Source organism: Ruegeria sp. BC5 (genome assembly GCF_056539205.1).
Map to the genome: position 1 here is coordinate 1 of NZ_JBQFUN010000005.1, position 22504 is coordinate 22504.

Sequence of the window (22504 nt, forward strand, 5' to 3'; positions counted from 1 at the left end):
TCAGAACAGCCCGGTCACACTACAATTGATCCCCAAGATCAATCGCTTAACACCCTCAACCCGTCAGAACCACAAAACAATAGGGTGAGAGCTAAAAGTCCTGCTCCCGTAGCTCAGAAAAACCCCGCCGGAGCGGGGTAAATCAGGAAAAAACACGCCAGAGCTTAATGCATGCAGCAGAAAGCGCCGTGCTTAACGTCTTTCATCATCGTGTCGAAATCCTTCCCGCGCATTTCAATCAAAGTTTGGTGGTCTCCAGCTTCGAACCAAACCCTGTCGAGGCCAGTGAGACTGTTGTCCACAACAGTCGGCAGATCATAGGCATCGCCTACAGGAGGTATCGCGCCAAGGGCGCAATCATCAAACAATTCGCGCATTTCGGATTCAGGAGCTAAACCAAGGCGCCGATCCATCATCGATTGCAGAGCAGTGAGGTCGACCTGATGGTTGCTGGGCAGCACTGCAAGTATGGGCCCCTCTTCCATGTGAATTAAGACGGATTTGGCAAGGTGGTCGCTGGGAACATGTGCCGCTTCTGCACATTCGCTTGCAGTAGCGGCATAGGGATGCGGGACAGTATCAAACGGAAGCCCCTGGGAGTCCAAATGGTGTTTCAGACGAGATGCAATAGTCATGGTGCCCTCCAATTCATAGAAGGCGTCCCGGACGCGAAGCGTGTCACGGTGCGCACCCAGGGCGCAATTTTGTGTATGAGCTCATATTGTGCGCCCAATCAGTCGATCCGGCAAGGGGGGTGCAGTCGCAATGATCAACCCTGATGTAGGCTGTTCAAGTATTAAAGAAGGTTGCGAGGGCTCTGCTTGCCTTGTTTGTTGCGGCGATGAGGTTGCCATGCATATCTAACACATGGCTCTTGGCGTTCTAATCGTATGAGACGACAACGCGTGTCAAAAAATTCTTGCAGCCTGCCCCTCGCTCTGCCCGACACGCCTTAATCGGGACGAGGCGCGGCGAGATTGTCGATATACTTATAAACTTAGGGCCCGAAGCCTGATACTGAACCAGTCATGCCTGCTAAAATCTGACTAGTTTGAGCATTTATTTGGCTTCAAGCACCTTTCGCGCCACACGGAAGCATTCCAGCGCCTGGGGTACTCCGCAATAGATGCCGATCACGTGGATGATGGCCCTGATTTCCTCCTTCGAGACGCCATTGTTAATCGCGCCTTTGCAGTGGATTTCCCATTCGTGCATCTTCCCCAGCGCGCCGATCATCGACAGGTTCATCATCGATCGGGTCTTGGCGTCGATCACGCTGTCGCCCCAGCCAAAGCCCCAGCACCAGGCTGTCATGGCCTCCTGAAACGGGCGCGTAAAGTCATCCGCGGACGCCAGGTTCTTTTCTACATATTCGGCCCCGAGCGTGCCTTTGCGTTGTTCCAACCCTTTGAGGAACAGGTCTTCGTCGAAAATGTCTGCCATTTGGGGTCTCCGGTTCTTTAGCGCGTCAGACGATGTTTGTAGAGGTGATCATAATGCGGTTTCATCCGGCGATGCACCTGTTTGACCCGATCAGGCGCCTCTTCGATTGACACATATTTGCGAGGTTGCGGTGCCAACCCGGTCGAGTTCGCGAGATTGGCGTGAAACGACCCGCCATCCCACCAGCTATGTGCCGAAGGATCGCCACCGGCTTCCCAGGTCAAGGCGTCTTCGATAAAAGGAATGCCCACTGCGTCACAGAATTTCTCTGTCATTGCTCGGGGGTCTTCCAGCAGATCATCGCTGTCAATCACAGGCGGAGGGGTGCCGTTCAGGGCGGTTAGCAAGTCGAATAAGGCGCGCTGTTCGGGGAAGCCAACCTCTCCTTCCGCGAAGTCTGGCCAGCGCTTGAACATCGAGGTGATCGTTTTGGCCGGGTCGCGGATCAGGAAGGCATGATTGAAGTGGGACAGGAATTCGGCATCCCACATATGGTTGATGTAGTGTGGAAAGTCCTTGATGAAGACCGGCGCATTTTCGGCGCGGGCCTTGATGTCCTGCCACACTTTCCCAAGCGTCAGGCCGGGCGTTGTGACATCCCCCGGTTTGAACCGGTGCCAAAGTGGGTCTTCTCCCTGATACCACGCCTCGCCGAAGGGTTCGTGCAGGCAATTCAGATCGCCGCGCTGGCGCATCATCCATTCAAAGGCCGTTGAAGTGGATCGGGGCACCGCCCAGAGCGCGAGTATTCTGTGCATGGGTTTCAGCCCTCTTTGATCTACAGGCTTTTCAGAAGCCGACCCAATGGTGTCGCGGGCCGCAAGTCAAGGGATCTGAAGATGCGCCAATAGAGCGCGATGTCGTGGCCGACTACAGGTTTACCCAAGGCGGCCTCCAGATCGTCTACCAAATGCAGGGGGCGTTGTGGCAGACCGTTCGGACCCGTGCGGAAGTTGCACATGCCGTTGATAAGGATCGCATCGGCATTCGGGGCTTGCTCGGCAACGTATTCGAAGCTTTTGAGCGCCAGATCGCCTTCAAAGACCCAGCGATAGCTGTTCACATCTTCTTGGCTGGTAAACCATCCCTGATCGTGGAAATTGCCGGCATACAAAACATCGAACCCGGCTTCTTGAAGGAACCCGACTGTGCCTTGCCACCATTCCGGCCAATGATAGGCAGCGTTCAACGCCACCTTTTCCACATTCATCTCGCGCAGCGCTTCGATCATGGCGTATCCTGCCATATGAAACTGCGTGCCGTATTTGTCGGACAGATCCGCGCAATGCTGTCGTACGCCTTCAACGCCCAGCCCGCAGGCATGCACCCAGTTCGACCCGACCTGACCGCACACATCGACGCCGTTTCGGGACATGCAGTGGGCAAAATCCTCAAGCATCCCGAAATTCTGTTTTCGCTGATCCAGCCCATGCACATAGTCGGGGACATGCAGCATCCAGCCATGTACCCCTACGGTGCCCGGGCTGATGCGCAGGAAATCGGATGGAGCCGCATCGAAGTCGAACGGTGGAGAGGTAAAGCCCACCTGATGCGGAAATAGCTTGTGCTCCGGTCGCCAGTCTTCGGGCATCAGCATGGGTGGATCACCTTGATCATCAGTCCACCGCCTCACGCATCCATTGTTGTAACCGGGCAATCGAGTGTTCCGACATCACACCGCATCTGGGGTCCAGCACCAGTGGACCTGGGCGATAGCCACGGGATTTCAGGCCCCGGTGAACGCTTTCGACCAGATGGATATCTTCTTCGACCGTGGTTTCACGATCCTGCACGGCCAATTGACGGATCACCGCACTTTCCGACCCGCCTTCGGTATACCAGCCGCGCCAGACGGTGCAGTGATCGGCATCGACCGCGCGCCAGTGGTAAGTATTCAGCACATTGCCCGGGTAGCATTGGAATGAAAACATCGGCCACAGGAACCACGACTGATAATCACCTGCATGAGGCACTGACATGTCGATGGGATAGGTCATCTTGTCGAGGCTCTGGCATTCCGTCGTGTGGCGCAGCACGTAGCCGCCGCTTGGATCGGGTTGAATGTCATAGGTCTCGGGTTTGACCACGCCTTCGGCAAAGGTCGGGTGGTTAGTCGGGCAATGATAACATTCCGAATAATTCTCTATACTGACCTTCCAGTTGCAGTTTTCCGGAATCTCAACCCATTCCAGCGGTTCCAGATCGTCGATATGAGGCACAAAGGCGCGGATTTCTTCGCGCACGCCGGGGTACCATTCGTCCATTGGCGCGGCGTCATCGTCGAGATTGACGAAGATGAAGCCGTTGAACACTTCGGTCCGGACAGAGGTCAGGCAGATGGTGCTACGGTCAAAGCCGGGGACGGATTTGATGTTGGGCCCTGCGCGCAGCTGGCCGGACAATTCATATGTCCACGCGTGGTAGGGGCAGACGACGACGCGGGTGTTTCCGGCGCCGGTGACCATCTCGTGCGCTCGATGCTGACAAACGTTGTAAAAGGTGCGGATTTCTCCGTCGCGACCCCGAATGCAGAACAGGTTCTGCCCGGCAATCGTGAAGGCAAAGTAGTCCCCTGTTTCGCGGACTTGCGCCACGTGTCCGGCGAATTGCCATGTTCGGGCCAGAAGGCCCTGCATCTCTTGCGTGAAAATCGCAGGGTCGGTGTAGTATCGCGCATCAAGCGAACGTGTCAGCGGGGCGTTCATTCGGGCTCCTCTGCGTAAAGGCCAAGCTGGTGCCTGCGTTGGTGAAACCGTTCCACCCGTTCGACGATCTCATCGCTGGAAACCGCGATCACGAAGGACAGCAGCGTTTCCAACAAAGCGATGGTAGATACGGAGGACGGGAAGAATTGCGGCGTGTCAGCAGCGACGACAAAGCCATGCTGCGCGTTCAGGATTACTGGGCTGGCGGGGCTGTCGGACAGGCCGATGACAGTCAGGCCCTGCTGCCGCGCCAGTTTAATTGCGTCGATCACTTCGGTCCGGTAGGGGTGGCAGGTGATGGCGATCAGCACATCCTGTTCGTCGGCCCAGGCCAGATCGTCCACCGGGGTCGAGCCGGGGCGAGGGATGGCGTGAAATTGCTTCATGCCCGTAGAGGCCAGATAGGTAAAGTTGCGCGCGTTCGCGTTATTGACGCCAACGCCCAGCGTGAAGATCTGGCGGCAATTCCAGATATCCTCGGCAGCGGCTTTCAGTCGGTCGGCGTCGATTCCGGCAAAGGTGTCTTCGATGTTGCGGATCGCGGCGCCGATCATATCGGCATAAAGGCCGCCCAGCTCACCCGACTTGCCAATGGTCTGCAACCAGCGCGCGCGATCGGGAAACGACACGGTGCCTTGGCGAATCGCGTCGCGAAATGGGGCGCGAAAATCCTCGTAGCCTTCGAAGCCCACCTGCCGAGCCATCCGCACGAAGGTGTTGGGTTTCACATTGGCAGCCTCGGCAATCTCGCGCACGGTCGAAACCCCTACATCCGTGGGGTTTTCCAGCACGTAACGCGCGGCTTTCTGTGCCTCGGGCGTCAGGGCGTCCCACTCTTCGGTGAGGCGGTCGAGAACGATTGATGATACATTTGTGTCATTCATGATTGACGATGGTACATTTGTGGAATTAGCCTGTCGAGCAGAAACGCGACTCGGGAAGAGGAAAAATCATGTCCGAGAAGAATCTGCCGTCACATGCCCGCGTGGTGATCGTGGGCGGAGGTGTCATGGGGGTCGGTCTGGCCTACCATCTGGCGCATGAAGGGTGGGGCGAGGATACTGTCCTGCTGGAAAAGGCTGAACTGACCAGCGGCAGCACTTGGCATGCGGCCGGGCAGATCACGCATTCGACCTCAAGCTTTGGTCTGGGCAAATGCGTCGACTACAACATCGGTCTCTATTCCGGTGCGTTGGAAGCTGAAACCGGCCAGCCTGTGACGTGGCATGGGTGTGGATCCTTCCGGCTGGCTTATACCGAGGATGAGATTGACTGGTTGCGTCACACCCTGTCAGTTGGTCGCTCGCTTGGGTTCAATATCGAATTAGTCGGCCCCGAACAGGTGGCGGAGCTGCACCCGTTCTACAATCTCGACGGCGTGTTGGGCGCGCTGCATACGCCCGACGATGGCCATGTGGACCCGACCAACGTCACCATGGCGATGGCAACTGGCGCGCGTCTAAAGGGTGTGCGCATCTTCCGCAACTGCCGCGCCACCAACATTACGCAGGCTGGGAATGGGGAGTGGGTGATAGAGACCGAACAGGGCACCATAACTTGTGAGCATGTGGTGAACGCTGGCGGCACCTATGCCCGTCAGATGGGCGAATGGTCGGGGCTACAACTGCCCATGACTTCGATGACCCACCATTACTTCGTGACCGAGCCGGTGCCGGAGTTCCAGAACCTGGACACCGAACTGCCGGTGATCCGCGACGATCGCAAAGTCTCGGGCTATATCCGGATGGAGCAGCAGCGCGGGCTGATCGGGATTTACGAAAAAGAGAACCCGAACTCGGTCTGGCATGATCATTGCCCCTGGGAATACGAAAACTGGTTGTTCGATGCGGACTACGACCGGGTGATGCCGTGGCTTGAAGAAAGCCTGAACCGGATGCCGATATTTGCTGAACTGGGCATTCAACGCGACGTACATGGCGCGATTTCGCATCCCCCCGATGGCAACCCGTTGATCGGCCCTGCGCCGGGTGTTCGGAACTATTGGTGTTGTTGCGGAACGCAGATCGGCATCGGCTGGGGGCCAGGTCTGACCCGTGAGCTGGCGCGCTGGATGGTGCATGGGGCGGCGGATATTTCGATGCGCGAATTCGACCCGCGCCGGTTTGGGGCGTATGCCAACAAGGACTGGCAGGTGATCAAGGCTGAGGAAGACTACTGCCTGCGCCATGAAATCCCTTTCCCGCATTTCAATCGCCTGGAAGGTCGCCCGATCAAGCCGTCGCCGCTGTATGAACTGCTGAACTCCAAAGGCGCGGTGCATGAGGAGGTGTATGGTTTTGAGCGCCCCCGCTGGTTCGCACGGGACGGGGTCGAACAGCGCGATCACTATTCCTTCCGCCGCACACCGGCAGACGACATGGTCGCAGCTGAGGTCAAAGCGGTCCGCGAACGCGTCGGTATCATGGATGTCACCGCTTTCACCAAGGTCGAGGTCTCTGGCCCGGACGCCTATGCCCTGCTGGACCGGTTGACCGCCAACCGGATGCCGCAAAAGGTGGGCTCGATCACACTGACGCATATGCTGAACCGACGCGGGCGGATCGAATTGGAGACGACGATTGTCCGCATGGCAGAGGACCGCTACTATCTGGTCTGTGCAGCTTTCTTTGAACAGCGCCTACTGGACCATCTGGCACACCAATGCGCTGATGAGGATGTGCAGATCACCGCGCTGTCCGCCGACTGGTCGGCCCTGTCGCTGAACGGTCCCCGGTCACGCGACGTACTGTCCCGCTGCACTGATGCCGATCTGACCAATTCTGGGTTCCGCTGGCTGTCGGCACAGGAGATCACCGTCGCAGGCCACAAGGTCTGGGCCTTCCGCATGTCTTACGCAGGTGAACTGGGATGGGAATTACATATGCCTAACGGCGCCTGTCTTGACGTCTATAATGCGCTTTGGGCTGCGGGTCAGTCGCATGGAATCACCGACTATGGCAGCTTTGCCATGAACGTGATGCGGATGGAGAAGGGCTTCAAAGGTGCGGGTGAGTTGACCAACGAGGTCACTCTGGCCGAGGCTGATGTGCTGCGCTTTGCGCGCACAGACAAGGAGTATCTGGGCAAAGACAAAACCCTGAATTCTGACCTGCCCTGGATCTGCGCCTATCTTGAGATTGAACCCGACGGAGAGATCGACGGCCATGGCGGCGAAGCGGTCATGTTGGATGGCCGCGTCGTGGGCTCGACGGCTTCGGTGGCTTATGGCCATACGGTCAGTAAGATTCTGGCCTTTGTCTATATCAAGCCCGAGGCCGCAACCCCCGGCACCGCGTTGCAGGTCGTGATCCACGGCAAACCCCGCGCGGCCCGCGTGTTGGGTGAACCTGCCTATGACCCCGACAGCCTGCTGCCCCGTACCGACGCCATGCTGGAGACTGCACAATGAGCCTGCCCGATACAATGAAAGCTATGGTCACGATGGGCCATGGTGGCCTTGAACAAATGGTGTTGCATGAGGACTGGCCGCGCCCGGAACCCGCCGTGGGCGAGGTGCTGATCAAAGTTGCGGCCTGTGGTTTGAACAATACCGACGTGAACACACGCTCGGGTTGGTATTCCAAAACGGTGACGGATGCGACAACGGGTGGCGCGTTTGAAGAAGTGGGCGAAGATGACCCGACATGGGGCGGCGCGCCAATCACGTTCCCGCGCATTCAGGGCGCCGATATCTGCGGTCAGATCGTGGCCGTCGGCGATGGTGTCGACAGCGCCCGCATTGGTGAACGCGTGATCACCGATGGCTGGCTGCGCGATCCGAACGATCCAGGCAACAAGGACAAGACCGGATACTATGGGTCCGAGCGGGACGGCGGATTTGCCGAATACGCCACGACGCTTGCGGTGAATGCGGTGCCGATCAAATCAGACCTCACGGATGCGGAGCTGGCGACGTTTTCATGCTCGTATTCGACCGCCGAAGGCATGCTGACCCGCGCCAACGTGACCGACAAGGACACCGTGTTGGTGCCGGGCGCCTCGGGTGGCGTTGGTGGGGCACTGGTGCAATTGGCCAATCGGCGCGGCGCGCGTGTGATCGCAATGGCGTCCGAGACCAAGCACGCAGACGTCGCCAAATTAGGCCCCGACGGGATTTTGCCCCGTGCGCCGGAAAACCTTCGCGCGGCTTTGGGCGCAGAAAAGATCACCGTAGTTGCCGATGTGGTCGGTGGCCCCTATTGGCCGAACCTGATCGACAGTCTGGAACGCGGCGGGCGCTATACGTGCTCGGGTGCGATCGCGGGGCCGATGGTCGAGTTTGATCTGCGAACATTCTACCTGCGGGATTTGACCTTCACAGGTTCGACCGTGATCGACCCTCAAGTCATGCAAAACCTCGTGAAATACATCGAGGCCGGAGAGATCAAGCCTGCGTTGGCGGCTACCTATCCATTGGAAGAATTGCGTGAGGCACAGGCGGCCTTTATCGCCAAACAACACACAGGCAACATCGTGGTGATCCCGTGACAATGGACGACGTTCTAGAGGCCGCCCGGCAGCTGCATCAATCCCACCCTGATCTTTCGGGATTTGGTGCCTGGCCTGACGATCTTGTAGCGACAGGTTTGGAGCCAAACCAAATCCCGGCAGTAGAGTTGGTTCAGCAAACTGAATTCCCGACCGGCGACGCCACGCAATCCCTGTCCGATGCGATCAGGGCAACCGCACATCTGGCGCAATGGAAGCTCACTTATACCGAAGAAGAGGTGGGGGCCGATTTCCTAAACCGCTTCGGCTATTATGAATTGTTCGGGCCAACCGGGCATTTTCACTCGACCCAATTGCGCGGCTACGTCGCCTATTGGGGGGCAGGTTTGAATTACGATTGGCACAGTCATCAAGCAGAAGAGCTGTATTTGATCGTAGGGGGCGGGGCGAGTTTTCGCATCGAAGGGAACGAAACCTATATCGGTCCCAACCAGACACGCCATCACCTCAGTTGGCAAAGCCATGCGATGACCACAATAGATGAGCCGATCCTGACCTTCGTTCTTTGGCGCGGCGAGGGAATGGGCGATTTGCCACGAATGGATGCCGCATGAAAATCACCCGTGTGCGCGTGTTCCAGACCGGTCTGCCTTATGTGGGCGGTGCTTACGTTTGGGGGGCGGGCAACGCGATTGAAACCGCAACTGCGTCAGTCGTCGTCATCGACACAGATGCGGGTCTGCAGGGGTGCGGAGAATTCACACCTTGTGGTGAGAACTATATGGTTGCGCATTCCGAAGGCGTCGCCGCGCTGGCCCGGTTGGTTGCTCCGTCGCTGTTGGGCGAGGACCCGCGACAGGTGGGGCGCATCGAACAGCATATGGATCATTTGATTCAGGGACATGGGTACGCAAAGGCTCCGTTTGATGCCGCGTGCTGGGACATTCTGGGGCAGGATTGTGATCAACCGGTTTGGATGCTGCTGGGCGGTAAGCTGACCGACGGCGCGCCGATGTATCGCGTCGCGCCTCAGAAAGCGGTTGATGAGACGGTCGCCGAAATGAACCGGTACCGCGAGCAGGGGTACCGGCAGTTTCAGATTAAGGTCGGCAGCGACTGGGTCACGGATATTGACCGTATCCGGACGACACTGCCTTTGCTTCAACCTGGTGAAAAGGCGATGGCCGATGCCAATCAGGGCTGGCGCGTTGACAAAGCGATCCGGGTGGCGCGCGCAACGCGCGATCTGGATTACATTCTGGAACAGCCCTGCCGCACCTATGAAGAATGCCAGCAGGTACGCCGCGTGGCCGAGCAACCGATGAAGCTGGATGAATGCCTGACTGGTATGCACATGGCGCAGCGCATCGTCGCGGATCGCGGGGCCGAGATCTGCTGTCTCAAAATCTCGAACCTTGGTGGGCTAAGCAAGGCGCGGCGGGTGCGGGACTATCTGGTCGAAAACCGCATTCCGGTGGTCAGCGAAGACACATGGGGTGGGGAAATTGCGACATCGGCTGTCGCCCATTTTGCTGCCTCGACCCCGTCTGACTACCTGCAAAACACAACCGACCTGATGAACTACAACACGCGTTCTACCGGAATCGGCGGACCAATGTCGCGGAATGGCAAGCTCTACGCCTCGGATGTACCAGGAATGGGTGTAATGCCCGATTTCGAAAGCCTCGGTGCGCCTGTTGAGGAGTTTAGATTATGAGACCGCAAGCTGTTGCAACCCAAATGATTGATGACGCGCGTGTGCGGGTGACGCGCTTTGACTTTGCCCCCGACGCTGAAACTGGCTGGCACCGTCACGCGATGGATTACGTCATCATGGCTGTCACCGATTGCCAGATGCGGTTGGAGTTGCCCGATGGAACGGCCAACGAAGTGACAGTTCCCGCTGGAACCGCCTATCGCCGCGACGAAGGGGTGGAACATAACGTCATCAACGCTGGGGATACCCCCATGTCCTTTGTCGAGGTGGAGTTGAAATGAAGATCACCCGCCTTTCGGTCTATCACGTCGATTTGCCGTTAGAGCATCCCTATTGGCTGTCTGGTGGGCGGCTGAAATTCGACGTGCTGGATGCGACGCTGGTTAAGGTGGAAACTGATGCCGGGCTGATCGGCTGGGGCGAGGGCACTCCTTGGGGTCACACCTATGTGCCTGCGCATGGGCCGGGCATTCGCGCGGGCATTCAAACCATGGCGCCGTTCATTCTGGGCCTTGATCCGCGACGAGTGCTGGATGTGGAACGGGCTATGGATACCGCGCTGCCCGGACATCTCTATGCCAAAAGCCCGATCGACATGGCGTGCTGGGACATCGCAGGTCAGGCGGCCGGCCTGCCGATTGCTGATCTGATGGGTGGGGGGTCGCGGACGCCGCGTCCTATTGCATCCTCGGTCGGGGCCAAGACTGTGGAAGAAACCCACGAGGTCATGGAGCGGTATCGCAACCGCGGCTACGTTGCCCATTCGGTAAAGATCGGCGGTGACGTCGAACGTGACATTACTCGTGTGCGCGACGTAGAGAGCATTCGGCGACCGGGTGAGATCGTCCTATATGACGTCAACCGAGGCTGGACCCGGCAACAGGCCCTGCAAGTAATGAGCGCCTGCGAGGATCTGAACGTCATTTTTGAACAGCCCGGTGAGACGCTGGATGATATTGCCGCGATCTCGGGCCGTCATGCCTCACCCGTGTCGGTAGATGAAAGCCTGGTCACCTTGCAGGACGCTGCGCGGATTGCCCGTGACGGGCTGGCCGAGGTGTTCGGGATCAAACTGAATCGCGTCGGCGGTCTGACCAAAGCAGCTAGGATGCGAGATATCGCTCTGGCGCACGGGATCGACATGTTCGTGATGGCCACTGGCGGCTCGGTTCTGGCCGATACCGAGGCACTGCATCTTGCCTCTACCATCCCGGACGACAATTGCCACGCGGTCTGGGCTTGTCAGGATATGATCACGGTTGATATCGCCGCCGGGCGCGGGCCGCGTAACATCGAAGGTCACCTGCACCTTCCGGAAACACCGGGGCTTGGTGTTCATCCCGACGAAGAGGCGCTTGGCGATCCGGTTGGAGTTTATCAATGAGGATCACCAAGATAACGCTCTGGTCCGTCGATCTGACCAGTCACGAGACCTACCACATGGCCGAAGGTAAGACCTGTGCCACAGTTAAAACCCATGTTCTGTGTCTGGAAACGGACACCGGCCTGAAAGGTTGGGGCGAGGTCTGCCCGATCCCCCATTACCTGCCAGCCTTTGCTGATGGCGTGCCGGGGGCAGTGGCGGAAATGGGACCGCAGATCATAGGGGTTTCCCCGTTTGGCGTCGACGCTCCGATGCGTAAACTGGATGGGTTCTTGCAAGGGCATCTTTATGCCAAGTCCATTGTCGACATTGCCCTGTGGGACCTGTTTGGTCAGGCCACGGGCCAACCGATCTATGCTTTGCTGGGCGGGCGGACGCGGAAGGACATGCCGCTCTATCATTCGATCACCTGTATCGCGCCAGACGACATGGCGCGGATCGCCAAAACCGCTTATCAAACCGGCATTCGCCAGTTTCAGGTCAAGCTGGGGGTTGAGGGCGACTGGCAGGCCGATGCGGCACGTCTGATCAAAGTGCGTGAGGCCGTGGGACCGGGCCCTCTCGTCTATGGCGACTGGAACTGTGGCGCGTCGCGGTTGCAAGCCACACGCACGGGGCGGGCCGTTGCGCATTTGGACGTGATGCTGGAGCAGCCTTGTAAAACGCTGGAAGACTGCGCCGCTGTGCGACAGGCCACCGGCTTGCCGATGAAGATTGACGAAAACGCATTTGATCTGGCCTCGCTCATGCGGGCGCATGAACTGGGGTGCATGGATGCAGTGGCGTTGAAATTGTCCAAATTTGGCGGCTTGTCGGCCATGCGCCGCGCGCGGGATCTGACCGTTCATCTGGGGGCAGAAATTTGCGCCGAATGCACCTGGGGGTCGGATATTGTTACGGCCGCATCGTTGCACTTTGCGGCGTCGACGCCGCACGGATCATTGCTGAATACCTGTGACCTGTCGACCTATGTGGCCCCTCGACTTTGCCAGGATGCACCAAATCGTGAAAACGGCCGGATTGCTCCGCCCGAAGGTTCAGGATTAGGTGTTTCACCTGACCCGGAAGTTCTTGGTTCCCCGATATTGGAGATCGTTTGAGATGCTGAAGATAGGCACACAATCCGAATGGATCGACCGCGCCAATGCAGTTCTACCCGCCGGAGGGTTTGGCAATTTTGATCCTGGCATCATCATTGCCCGCGGCGAAGGCAGCCGTGTCTGGGATGAGGACGGCAATGAATATATCGACTATCTGATCGGGTCGGGCCCCATGCTGTTGGGTCATGGCCACCCCGAGGTGATGGAGGCCGTACTGGAGCAATTGCCCAAAGGCATGACCTTCTTTGCCAACAACGCCAAAGGCATTGAACTGGCCGAGGCGATCATCGATGCGGTGCCTTGTTGCGAACAGGTGCGGTTTGTCGCCTCGGGCGGAGAGGCGGACATGTATGCGATCCGTCTGGCCCGCGCCTATACGGGGCGCAGCAAGATTCTGAAATTCGAAGGCGGCTATCACGGCATGAGCGCCGAGGCGCAGATGAGTCTTGCGCCCAGTCGGCAGGTCAACTTTCCGCAAGCCGTGCCAGACAGTGCCGGTATCCCTGACAGCGTGGCCGAACAGGTGTTGGTTGCCCCTTTTAATGACCTTGAGGCGGTGGCCGCCCTGTTGGACGAACACAATGACGTCGCTGCGATCATGGTTGAGCCGTTGCAACGGATCGTGCCGCCTGAACCCGGTTACCTGCAGGGCTTGCGCGATCTGTGCGACAAGCACCATGTTCTTCTGATCTTTGACGAGATCGTCACCGGGTTCCGCCTGGCCTATGGCGGCGCGCAAGAAAAATACGGCGTGACGCCCGATATCTGCACTTTGGGCAAAGCTACAGGCGGTGGCTTCCCTCTGGCCGCGCTGGGTGCCAGCGCCGAAATTATGAAGCATTTCAACAAGGCGCAGGTCGGCGAAGAAGGCTGGCTGATGCAGTTGGGCACCTTGTCTGGCAATCCGGTGGCTTCGGTTGCAGGTTTGAAAACCCTCGAGGTTTTGCGGCGCGACGGTGTTTATGACCAGCTGCGCGCAACTGGGTTGGCATTGCAGCAGATGCAGGTCGACGCGCTGACCAAGGCGGGTATTCCGCATCAGGTCGTCGGAGATGAAACGCTGTTCGATATCTATTTCACCGATAGGGCTTGTCGCGACTACCGCAGCGCCAGACATGACGATCCACAACGAATTACCCTCTACAACGATACGTTGCGCGCAAATGGGATCTTCAAATCTCCGGGCAAGCTGTATCCGTCATTGGCCGTGACCGAAGCCGATCTGGAACAGACCCGGGCGGCTGTTGAAAAAGCTGTACAGGCGATCAGTGCAGCCTGAACGATTGATCTGAAATGAAATGGGCCGCTGTCAAAATATGACAGCGGCCCTAACCGATTAGTGATTTGGTGCAGTCTCGCCCCCTCGAATACCACTTAAGCGAATATACTGAAAAAACTTTCGACTTTATCGAGATCGCCCCTTCACCACATCGGTATGAAACCTTGATGCCAGATCGGAATGCAATCTACAGTGAAGTAATTCACATTACTCAAATTTTTCTCAACTTCTCCAATCGAAGAAGCCCGGGCCTGCTTGTTTCAACAGTGTTTGTGCCATGACGCGGCCCATCTCGGGGCCGTCGGAAATCGTGCCCGTTTGGTCTTCGGCAATCGCCTCGGACCCATCGGGGCGCAGCACTTCGCCGCGCAGGCGCAGTTGTCCGCCTTGCACTTCGGCAAGACCCGCGATGGGGGTTTCGCAGGACCCGTCCAGGGCCGCCAGCAGGGCGCGTTCAGCGGCCAGGCGCTGACCCGTCTCGGTATGGTGGATCGCTTCGAGCATACCCGCTGCACGGGAATCGTCGCTACGACGCTCGATACCGATGGTGCCCTGTGCAATTGCGGGCAGCATGTCCTCGGGGGCAATGGCCGTGGCGGGAACCTCGGCCATGTTCAAGCGGCGGATGCCTGCCATGGCCAGAAAGGTGCAGTCCGCCACGCCGTCGGCCAGTTTTTTCAGGCGGGTCTGCACATTGCCGCGGAATTCCACAACGTTCAGGTCAGGTCGCCGGTTCAATAGCTGCGCCCGACGGCGCAGGGAGGAGGTGCCTACTACCGCGCCCTGCGGCAGATCGTGGATCGAGGTCAGGCTGGGCGAAATAAACGCGTCGCGCACATCTTCGCGCGGCAGGAATGTGTCCAGCACGAGGCCCTCGGGCTGCTCCACCGGCATGTCCTTGGTGGAATGCACCGCGATGTCGATATCGCCGCGCAGCATCGCCTCTTCAATTTCTTTGGTGAACAGGCCCTTGTTGCCGATCTCTTTCAGCGGGCGATCCGCGTCGATCATGGCGCGGTTGTCGCCGGTGGTCTTGATCACCACAATCTCGAACGCCTCGTCCGGCAAGTCAAATGCAGTGCCCAGCCGTTGCCGGGTTTCGTATGCTTGCGCCAGCGCCAGAGGCGAACCACGGGTGCCAATCTTCAGCGGTGAGTCGGGGGAAGGCATGGTCAGTGTCATGCGCCAAGCTTTAGTCGCGTCACATTGCCCTGACAATGGGGGCACACCTTGACAAATTGCCACTGAGGGCCGACCCGTTGCGACAAACCAGACGATTGGGGGCAAAGATGGCCGAGACAAAGAAACTGCTGCGGGCACTGGCGGGTGAGGTGCAGGATGTACCGCCGATCTGGATGATGCGTCAGGCCGGGCGGTATCTGCCCGAGTATCGCGCAACCCGCGCGCAGGCTGGGGATTTTCTGTCGCTATGCTATAACCCTGAACTGGCGGCCGAGGTGACGTTGCAGCCGATCCGCCGCTATGGGTTCGACGCAGCGATCCTGTTTGCCGATATCCTGCTGGTACCGCAAGCGCTGGGCGCGGATTTGTGGTTTGTCACCGGAGAAGGCCCGCGTCTGTCGACCATCACGCAAGCTTCGGAATTCGATGCGCTGAAACCGGTCGAGGATATCCATGACACCCTGTCGCCGGTTTATGAGACGGTGCGCATCCTGTCGCGCGAATTGCCGTCCGAGACCACTCTGATTGGTTTCGCGGGCGCGCCCTGGACCGTTGCGACATATATGATTGCCGGGCGCGGCACCCCGGATCAGGGGCCCGCGCATGCGCTGCGCGAGGAAAACACCGTCCTGTTCGAGGCATTGTTGGAGCGTATTACGCTGGCGACCATCGAATACCTCTCGGCGCAGATCGAGGCCGGGGCTGAAGTGGTCAAGATCTTTGACAGCTGGGCCGGGTCACTGAAAGGGGATGCGTTTCGGAAATATGCGCTTGAGCCTTGTCGGGTGATCACGCAGGCCATCAAGGAACGCCATCCCGATATCCCGGTGATTGGTTTCCCGCGAGAGGCCGGGGATGGCTATATCGGATTTGCCAAGGCAACGGGTGTAGACTGTGTCGCGTTGGACAATTCGGTTTCGCCTGAATGGGGGGCCAAGCATGTGCAGGTGGATGGCTGTGTTCAGGGCAATCTGGCCTCGTCCCATATGGTGTCCGGAGGGCAGGCTTTGGTGGATGAGACGCGCCGGATTGTCGAAGCGTTCTCAAAAGGACCACATATTTTCAATCTGGGTCACGGGATCACGCCGGATGCTGACCCTGCGAATGTGCAGCTGATGATCGATACAGTTCGCGGGCGGTAACCGGGAAGGGGCCAGCCCCCTTCTTGGACTGTGGCCAATTCATCCCCCGAGGTATTTTTAGCCAGATGAAGAGGCGGATCGGCGAAGAGTTTCGAGCTCCGCCCGAATTTCCACACTGTGTTCGCCACGGGCTGGGCTTGGTTTCGGGGCCCACGCATGGTTGGAAAATCTCGGGGCGGCGGCGGCCTGAAGGTCACCGTCGATACGCAGCCATGTGTTGCGGGTGGTATTCATCTCATGGGCCTGTGCTTCGGTCGGGCTGAGAACCGGGGCGACACAGGCATCTGTTCCTGCGAACAGATTTGCCCAGTGGTCGCGTGGCTTTGCGGCGAATATGGCGGCAAGACTGCAGGTTTGCGCGGGCCAGAGTGACGGGTCGAACTGGGGCTCGAAAATCTTGTCGTCGGACAGGCCCATCTTTTGCAGGAAAAGCGCATAGAATTTGGGTTCGAGGCATTGGACCGTCACGAACCCGCCGTCGGCACAGGCGTAGGTGCGGCTCCAATGGGGGCCGTCCAGCAGGCTTTGACCGCGTGCGTCAGACAGGTTGCCGGATTGGTTCAGACTCATAAGCAGGTTCATCATATGTGCCGAGCCATCATAAATGGCGGCGTCGACGATGGTGCCTTGGCCCGTGCTCTGCGCGTTCAGAAGCCCGGCCAGAAGGCCAGCGACCAGATACATCGCTCCTCCGCCGATATCACCGACCAGTGTGGCGGGGGTCTGCGGCGGTTGATCGGGGGGTGATCCGTACCAGAGCGCGCCGGACAAGGCGATATAGTTCAGGTCATGTCCGGCCGTGTCCGACAAGGGGCTGTCCTGACCCCAGCCTGTCATCCGGCCGTAGACCAGCTTGGGGTTCATTTCGTGACAGGGTTCGGGACCAAGGCCGAGTTTCTCCATAACTCCGGGGCGAAACCCTTCGATCAGCGCATCAGCCGAGGCGATCAGCCGTTTGGTAACTTCCAGATCGCTCTCGTCCTTCAGGTTCAGATCAATCGACCGTTTTCCGCGATCCAGAACCGAGCATTCCGGCATGCCAGGTGTTGCCGCCCGTACCTTGCGGTGGATGGTGATGACGTCCGCGCCCATATCCGCCAGCAGCATGGCGGCAAAGGGGGCAGGGCCCAGCCCCTCGATCTCGATAATCCGAATACCGTTCAGCATTGCGCCCCTCCGTTTTGGCGCAGGGTTTCGACTTGTCCGGTGAATTGCAAGGCCGGAGTTACGTGCAATGGCGCCTTTCCCAACCGCAAAAAAGCGCAGGGCGGTGTGCGGAATTGACCTGTTCTGTGTCGGGCGGGCGAGGTAGGGTCGCCGCCAGAACGAGGAACCTGCATGACAACCATTCTTTCGATCAAGGATCTGCGCAAATCCTACGCCGGAGGGTTTGAGGCGCTGAAGGGCGTCTCGCTGGATATTGAGCAGGGGGAGATCCTGGCGCTGCTGGGCCCGAACGGGGCGGGTAAGACGACGCTGATTTCGACCATTTGCGGCATCACCACACCGACCTCGGGTTCGGTTGCGGTAGGCGGCCACGATATCCTGACCGATTTTCGTGCCGCACGCCGGATGATCGGGTTGGTGCCGCAAGAGATCGCGTTGGAGCCGTTCGAGAAGGTCTGGAACACGGTCCGCCTGTCGCGTGGTCTGTTCGGGTTAGGCCGCAATGATGCGCGGATCGAAGAAATTTTGCGCAAGCTGTCCCTGTGGGACAAACGCAAGAACGCGATCAAAGAACTGTCCGGCGGTATGAAGCGTCGCGTGCTGATCGCCAAGGCACTGTCGCATGAGCCGCGCGTGCTGTTTCTGGATGAACCCACCGCCGGCGTTGATGTCGAACTGCGCAAGGATATGTGGGAGATCGTGGCCGAACTGAAACAGGCCGGCGTCACCATCATCCTGACCACGCATTACATCGAAGAGGCCGAGGCCATTGCTGACCGTATCGGCGTCATCGACAAAGGCGAGCTGTTACTTGTGCAGGACAAACACACGCTGATGGCGCAGATGGGCAAGAAGCAGATCGAGGTGATGCTGACTGAGCCGATCCAGACCATTCCCGACAGTCTGGCGGTGCATAACCTGACGATGAATGGTAACGGTGATGCGCTGATCTATACCTATGACACGCATGCTGATCGTACCGGGATCACCACGTTGTTGAATGATGTGGCGCAGGCGGGGCTGGTGTTGCGTGATGTGCAGACGCGGCAGTCGAGCCTTGAGGAAATCTTTGTCAATCTGGTGTCCGGAGAGCCCGCATGAACTGGTCCGCCATTGCCGCCATCTACCGGTTCGAAATGGCCCGGTTCTTCCGCACCCTGGCGCAAAGCTTTCTGTCGCCGGTCCTATCAACCTCGCTGTATTTCGTGGTCTTTGGCACCGCCATCGGCAGCCGTATTCAAGAGATCGAAGGCGTGTCCTACGGTGCCTTCATCGTGCCGGGGCTGATCATGCTGTCGGTGGTGATGCTGGCAATATCCAATGCGTCTTTCGGCATCTATTTCCCCAAGTTTCTGGGCACGATATATGAACTTCTCTCGGCGCCGGTGAATTTTATCGAGATTGTGATCGGCTATGTCGGGGCAGCCGCGACCAAGGCACTTTTCGTTGGGTTGGTCATCCTGGTTACGGCCTCTTTCTTTGTGGATTTGCGCATCGAACACCCGGTTGCGATGGCTGCATTTCTGATCCTGACCTGCCTCAGCTTTTCTCTGTTGGGGTTCATCATCGGTATCTGGGCCAGTAATTTCGAGCAGATGTCGCTGGTGCCGCAGCTTGTCGTGACGCCGCTGATTTTTCTGGGTGGCACGTTCTATTCCATTTCGATGCTGCCGCCGCTTTGGCAGACGGTCACCTTGTTCAACCCGGTGGTCTATCTGATTTCGGGGTTTCGCTGGTCGTTTTATGGGCTGGCGGATGTTCCGATCGGGCTTAGCCTGTTGGCCATTCTGGCCTTTACCGGCCTGTGCCTTGGCATCATCTGGTGGATCTTTAAAACCGGTTGGCGCATTCGTAGCTAAGCCACAGAGAGGCGTTGCATTTTTGCCCTCTGACCTCAGGAAATGTGTTCACGTCACGTCTATCGGTAAATCGGTCCCTTGTTTACCGGTTGGGGGCACTCTACATCGGCACCCATGAAACTCAGCCTGCCGTTTATTAAAAAGCAACCCTGCGTGGCCGTTGTGCGCCTGTCCGGTGCAATCGGAATGGCCGGTCGTGGATCGATGTCCGACACTGCGCTGGCACCCGTACTTGAGAAAGCCTTTCGCAAGGGCAAACCTGCCGCCGTCGCGCTTGAGGTCAACTCGCCCGGTGGATCGCCGGTGCAAAGCTCTCTGATCGGCGCGCGTATTCGACGGTTATCTGAGGAATTGAACGTTCCTGTCATTGCTTTTGTCGAAGACGTGGCAGCCTCGGGCGGATATTGGCTGGCGGCGGCTGCGGATGAGATTTACGCCGATGACAGTTCGGTTCTGGGGTCGATTGGGGTGATCTCTTCGGGTTTCGGCGCGCATGTCCTTTTGCGAAAACAGGGTATCGAGCGCCGCGTGCATACTGCCGGCAAATCGAAGTCTATGCTGGACCCGTTTGCACCCGAGAAAAAAGAAGACGTCGCTCGGCTGGAAGTGCTGTTGGCTGACATTCACGAAAATTTCATCACTCATGTCAAAACCCGGCGCGGCGGCAAGCTGGATGAAAGTCAGGACCTGTTCACAGGCGAGGTCTGGCTGGCCCGGCGCGCGCAGGAACTGGGGCTGATTGATGGCATCGCGCATCTGAAGCCCAAGTTGCAGGAACGCTTTGGCGAAAAGGTCAAGTTCCGCCGCTATGGGCTGCGCAAACCTCTTTGGTCGCGCTTTGGGGCTTCGCTGGCACAGGATGCCGTTGCCGGCCTTGAGGAGCGTGCAGCCTACGCGCGTTTCGGTTTGTGACGTGATTATCAAGATTGTCACCCTGTTTCTGATCGCCATGGGTGTGCTGGCGATGTTCGGAAAGCTGCGCTTTCCAGGGCAAAAGAGGCTGCAATCGTCAAGATGTCCGCGCTGCGGGCGGTTCAGGATCGGCAAAGGCCCCTGCGCCTGCGAAAAAGGAGGCCGGACATGACGGCATGGCTGTTATCCGGCCTTGGATTGCTGATCTTGTTGCTGGCGGGTGATGCGCTGGTACGCGGTGCGGTAAACCTGAGCCTGCGCATGGGCGTGCCTGCATTGATCGTTAGCCTGACCATCGTAGCCTTTGGCACATCAGCGCCCGAACTTTTGATTGCGATCAGCGCGATCAAGGAGAACGCGCCGGGGATTGCGCTGGGCAACGTGGTCGGGTCGAACACGGCGAATATCTTGCTGGTTCTGGGCCTGCCTGCTTTGCTGGCCACGTTGCACACCAGCGAATGCGACAGTCGCAAGAACTATGTTTTCATGCTGCTCGCTTCGGTTCTGTTCATCGGGCTGGCATTCTGTGGCGTGTTCAACATGTTCAGCGGGGCCATTCTGCTGGCTGCGCTGGCTCTTGTTCTGTGGAATGCGTTCCGCGAGGCCTATGCGCATCGCAAGGCCTGTGGTGAGGCTTGTGCCGACGATGATGAGTTGGAAGGTCTGGAAGAGGCTGATCCCAACATGGCCTATTGGAAGGTTTCGGTCTACCTGGTGTTGGGCCTGATCGGTCTGCCCATGGGCGCGCATCTTCTTGTCGACAACGCGACCGTCATTGCGCGCACCTATGGGGTCAGCGAAACGGTGATCGGCCTCACACTGGTTGCCGTGGGAACATCCCTGCCGGAATTGGCCACCACGGTGATGGCGGCGCTGCGGCGTCAGGCGGATGTGGCGCTGGGCAATGTGATCGGGTCAAACATGTTCAACCTGCTGGCCATTGTCGGGATTGCCACGTTGGTTGGCCCTATTCCCGTCGACCCGGAATTCCTTGAATTTGACTTGTGGGTCATGTTGGGCGCGTCGCTGTTGCTGATCCCGTTCGTGTTTTTCAAGCGGGACATCACGCGCGCCTGGGGCATTGTGTTGACTCTGCTCTACGCGGTCTATGTCATCGTTTTGTTGGCGTAACGTGACGAAGAGGGATCATTCATGACCCGAGCCTTAGTGACCGGTGCCGGAATTCGCCTTGGCCGGGCCATGGCGCTGTACCTGGCGCGCCGGGGATATGATGTGGTGGTACACTATGCCACCTCTGAACAACCCGCGCTGGAAACTGTGGCTGAGGTTCAGGCGCTGGGGCGCAAGGCGGTCGCCCTGCAGGCCGATTTGCTGGATGAGGCACAAGTCAGCGCCCTGCTGCCCCGCGCGGCCAAGGCGCTGGGCGGACCGATCACCTGTTTGGTCAACAATGCCTCGATCTTTGAATATGACAACATTCACACGGCCACGCGGCAAAGCTGGGACCGTCACATGGACAGCAACCTGCGCGCGCCTTTTGTGTTGACGCAGGCGATGGCCGAGCAAGGGCTGACGCCCGACACGGACGACGCCGGAGAGCCCCGGGCCACCGGATTGATCGTCAACATGGTCGACATGCGCGTGCGCAAGCTGACCCCCGAGTTCATGTCCTACACCATTGCAAAGATGGGCCTGTGGGCGCTGACCCGTACCGCCGCGCAGGCGCTGACTCCTGCGATCCGCGTCAACGCCATCGGGCCGGGCCCCACCATGCAGGGCCATCGCCAGAGCGAAGACCACTTCAAGGCACAGCGCGCCAACACAGTTCTCGAGCGGGGCGCGAACCCGTCGGATATCACCGCCGCGCTGGGCTATTTTTTGGACGCGCATGCGGTGACTGGACAGCTGCTATGCGTGGATGGCGGGCAACATCTGGGCTGGCAGACACCGGATGTTCTGGGCGTAGAATAAGTAATTCTGCCGTAAGTTTTGCACCGCTCGCGTTCCTGTTACCTGCACGTTACAAAAATGTCTTTTTTTTCATACACTTGTCATGTGTAGGAAATAGTTTCGTTTAAAAACAACAAGTTAAAATGCTGCCTAATTTTTGTGCAGATCAAGGAATCCTTAATGAAACAAGGGAAATTCGCGATGCCCGGAAACTTATCTCCACAGTTATCCACAGAAACCGTGGATTTGTTTTC

22 protein-coding genes are annotated in these 22504 nt (G+C 58.4%); 14 read left to right on the forward strand and 8 right to left on the reverse strand.

What is annotated here, in order from left to right:
- Nucleotides 1-164: 164 nt before the first annotated feature.
- The 6 genes from ACR0LY_RS12845 to ACR0LY_RS12870 all read right to left on the reverse strand — a co-directional run bounded on the left by ACR0LY_RS12845 (nt 165) and on the right by ACR0LY_RS12870 (nt 5032).
- Nucleotides 165-635: an aminoacyl-tRNA deacylase gene (locus tag ACR0LY_RS12845; RefSeq protein WP_170350760.1), complete on the reverse strand. Its 471-nt coding sequence runs from the start codon at nt 633-635 to the stop codon at nt 165-167.
- Nucleotides 636-1059: 424 nt separating this feature from the next.
- Nucleotides 1060-1443: a carboxymuconolactone decarboxylase family protein gene (locus ACR0LY_RS12850; protein WP_170350759.1), complete on the reverse strand. Its 384-nt coding sequence runs from the start codon at nt 1441-1443 to the stop codon at nt 1060-1062.
- A 17-nt stretch (nt 1444-1460) separates the two neighbouring features.
- Nucleotides 1461-2201: a sulfotransferase-like domain-containing protein gene (locus ACR0LY_RS12855; RefSeq protein ID WP_170350758.1), complete on the reverse strand. Its 741-nt coding sequence runs from the start codon at nt 2199-2201 to the stop codon at nt 1461-1463.
- 20 nt (nt 2202-2221) lie between these two features.
- On the reverse strand, nt 2222-3040 hold the full coding sequence (locus tag ACR0LY_RS12860) for an aspartate racemase/maleate isomerase family protein (RefSeq protein ID WP_170350757.1): 819 nt from the start codon (nt 3038-3040) through the stop codon (nt 2222-2224).
- Nucleotides 3041-3059: 19 nt separating this feature from the next.
- Nucleotides 3060-4148 carry an aromatic ring-hydroxylating oxygenase subunit alpha gene (locus tag ACR0LY_RS12865; protein ID WP_170350756.1) on the reverse strand — a complete coding sequence of 363 codons (1089 nt, stop codon included), beginning with the start codon at nt 4146-4148 and terminating at the stop codon, nt 3060-3062.
- Nucleotides 4145-5032, reverse strand: a complete 888-nt coding sequence (locus ACR0LY_RS12870) for a MurR/RpiR family transcriptional regulator (protein ID WP_170350755.1) — start codon at nt 5030-5032, stop codon at nt 4145-4147. The genes ACR0LY_RS12865 and ACR0LY_RS12870 overlap by 4 nt, the downstream gene beginning before the upstream one ends.
- A 68-nt stretch (nt 5033-5100) precedes the next feature.
- Here ACR0LY_RS12870 and ACR0LY_RS12875 point away from each other — a divergent pair, with 68 nt between their 5' ends.
- Genes ACR0LY_RS12875 through ACR0LY_RS12910 form a run of 8 tightly spaced genes read left to right on the forward strand, consistent with a single transcriptional unit; the run spans nt 5101 to nt 14077 of the window.
- A complete protein-coding gene (locus ACR0LY_RS12875; RefSeq protein ID WP_170350754.1) occupies nt 5101-7557 on the forward strand; it encodes an FAD-dependent oxidoreductase in 2457 nt (818 codons plus the stop codon).
- Nucleotides 7554-8636: an alcohol dehydrogenase family protein gene (locus tag ACR0LY_RS12880; RefSeq protein WP_254440243.1), complete on the forward strand. Its 1083-nt coding sequence runs from the start codon at nt 7554-7556 to the stop codon at nt 8634-8636. The genes ACR0LY_RS12875 and ACR0LY_RS12880 overlap by 4 nt, the downstream gene beginning before the upstream one ends.
- Nucleotides 8637-8638: 2 nt before the next feature.
- The gene (locus ACR0LY_RS12885; protein ID WP_174820529.1) at nt 8639-9211 is read left to right on the forward strand and encodes a dimethylsulfonioproprionate lyase family protein; all 573 of its coding nucleotides are present in this window, start codon (nt 8639-8641) and stop codon (nt 9209-9211) included.
- A complete protein-coding gene (locus tag ACR0LY_RS12890; protein ID WP_170350752.1) occupies nt 9208-10314 on the forward strand; it encodes a mandelate racemase/muconate lactonizing enzyme family protein in 1107 nt (368 codons plus the stop codon). Before ACR0LY_RS12885 ends, ACR0LY_RS12890 begins: the two co-directional genes overlap by 4 nt.
- A complete protein-coding gene (locus ACR0LY_RS12895; protein ID WP_254440242.1) occupies nt 10311-10595 on the forward strand; it encodes a cupin domain-containing protein in 285 nt (94 codons plus the stop codon). Before ACR0LY_RS12890 ends, ACR0LY_RS12895 begins: the two co-directional genes overlap by 4 nt.
- On the forward strand, nt 10592-11698 hold the full coding sequence (locus ACR0LY_RS12900) for a mandelate racemase/muconate lactonizing enzyme family protein (protein WP_170350751.1): 1107 nt from the start codon (nt 10592-10594) through the stop codon (nt 11696-11698). The genes ACR0LY_RS12895 and ACR0LY_RS12900 overlap by 4 nt, the downstream gene beginning before the upstream one ends.
- Nucleotides 11695-12798, forward strand: a complete 1104-nt coding sequence (locus ACR0LY_RS12905; RefSeq protein ID WP_170350750.1) for a mandelate racemase/muconate lactonizing enzyme family protein — start codon at nt 11695-11697, stop codon at nt 12796-12798. Before ACR0LY_RS12900 ends, ACR0LY_RS12905 begins: the two co-directional genes overlap by 4 nt.
- Nucleotide 12799: 1 nt before the next feature.
- Nucleotides 12800-14077, forward strand: coding sequence for an aspartate aminotransferase family protein (locus ACR0LY_RS12910; RefSeq protein ID WP_170350749.1), 1278 nt, complete (start codon nt 12800-12802; stop codon nt 14075-14077).
- Nucleotides 14078-14299: 222 nt separating this feature from the next.
- Here the strand turns inward: ACR0LY_RS12910 and hemC are convergent, their stop codons facing one another.
- Nucleotides 14300-15259 carry a hydroxymethylbilane synthase gene (hemC, locus tag ACR0LY_RS12915; protein ID WP_170350748.1) on the reverse strand — a complete coding sequence of 320 codons (960 nt, stop codon included), beginning with the start codon at nt 15257-15259 and terminating at the stop codon, nt 14300-14302.
- A 107-nt stretch (nt 15260-15366) separates the two neighbouring features.
- On the opposite strand from hemC, the gene hemE reads away from it, so the two are divergent.
- Nucleotides 15367-16401: a uroporphyrinogen decarboxylase gene (gene hemE, locus ACR0LY_RS12920; protein ID WP_170350747.1), complete on the forward strand. Its 1035-nt coding sequence runs from the start codon at nt 15367-15369 to the stop codon at nt 16399-16401.
- 57 nt (nt 16402-16458) lie between these two features.
- Here hemE and ACR0LY_RS12925 read toward each other — a convergent pair whose 3' ends face one another.
- Complete coding sequence (locus tag ACR0LY_RS12925) at nt 16459-17568, reverse strand: CaiB/BaiF CoA transferase family protein (protein WP_170350746.1); 1110 nt, start codon at nt 17566-17568, stop codon at nt 16459-16461.
- Nucleotides 17569-17739: 171 nt separating this feature from the next.
- Here ACR0LY_RS12925 and ACR0LY_RS12930 point away from each other — a divergent pair, with 171 nt between their 5' ends.
- The 5 genes from ACR0LY_RS12930 to ACR0LY_RS12950 all read left to right on the forward strand — a co-directional run bounded on the left by ACR0LY_RS12930 (nt 17740) and on the right by ACR0LY_RS12950 (nt 22271).
- Nucleotides 17740-18669 carry an ABC transporter ATP-binding protein gene (locus ACR0LY_RS12930; protein WP_170350745.1) on the forward strand — a complete coding sequence of 310 codons (930 nt, stop codon included), beginning with the start codon at nt 17740-17742 and terminating at the stop codon, nt 18667-18669.
- Complete coding sequence (locus tag ACR0LY_RS12935; RefSeq protein ID WP_170350744.1) at nt 18666-19427, forward strand: ABC transporter permease; 762 nt, start codon at nt 18666-18668, stop codon at nt 19425-19427. The genes ACR0LY_RS12930 and ACR0LY_RS12935 overlap by 4 nt, the downstream gene beginning before the upstream one ends.
- A gap of 114 nt (nt 19428-19541) precedes the next feature.
- On the forward strand, nt 19542-20339 hold the full coding sequence (locus tag ACR0LY_RS12940; protein WP_170350743.1) for a S49 family peptidase: 798 nt from the start codon (nt 19542-19544) through the stop codon (nt 20337-20339).
- Between the two features lie 168 nt (nt 20340-20507).
- Entirely contained in the window at nt 20508-21470 is a 963-nt protein-coding gene (locus tag ACR0LY_RS12945; protein WP_170350742.1) for a calcium/sodium antiporter, read from the forward strand.
- Nucleotides 21471-21491: 21 nt separating this feature from the next.
- Nucleotides 21492-22271 carry an SDR family oxidoreductase gene (locus tag ACR0LY_RS12950; RefSeq protein ID WP_170350741.1) on the forward strand — a complete coding sequence of 260 codons (780 nt, stop codon included), beginning with the start codon at nt 21492-21494 and terminating at the stop codon, nt 22269-22271.
- Nucleotides 22272-22504 lie beyond the last annotated feature (233 nt).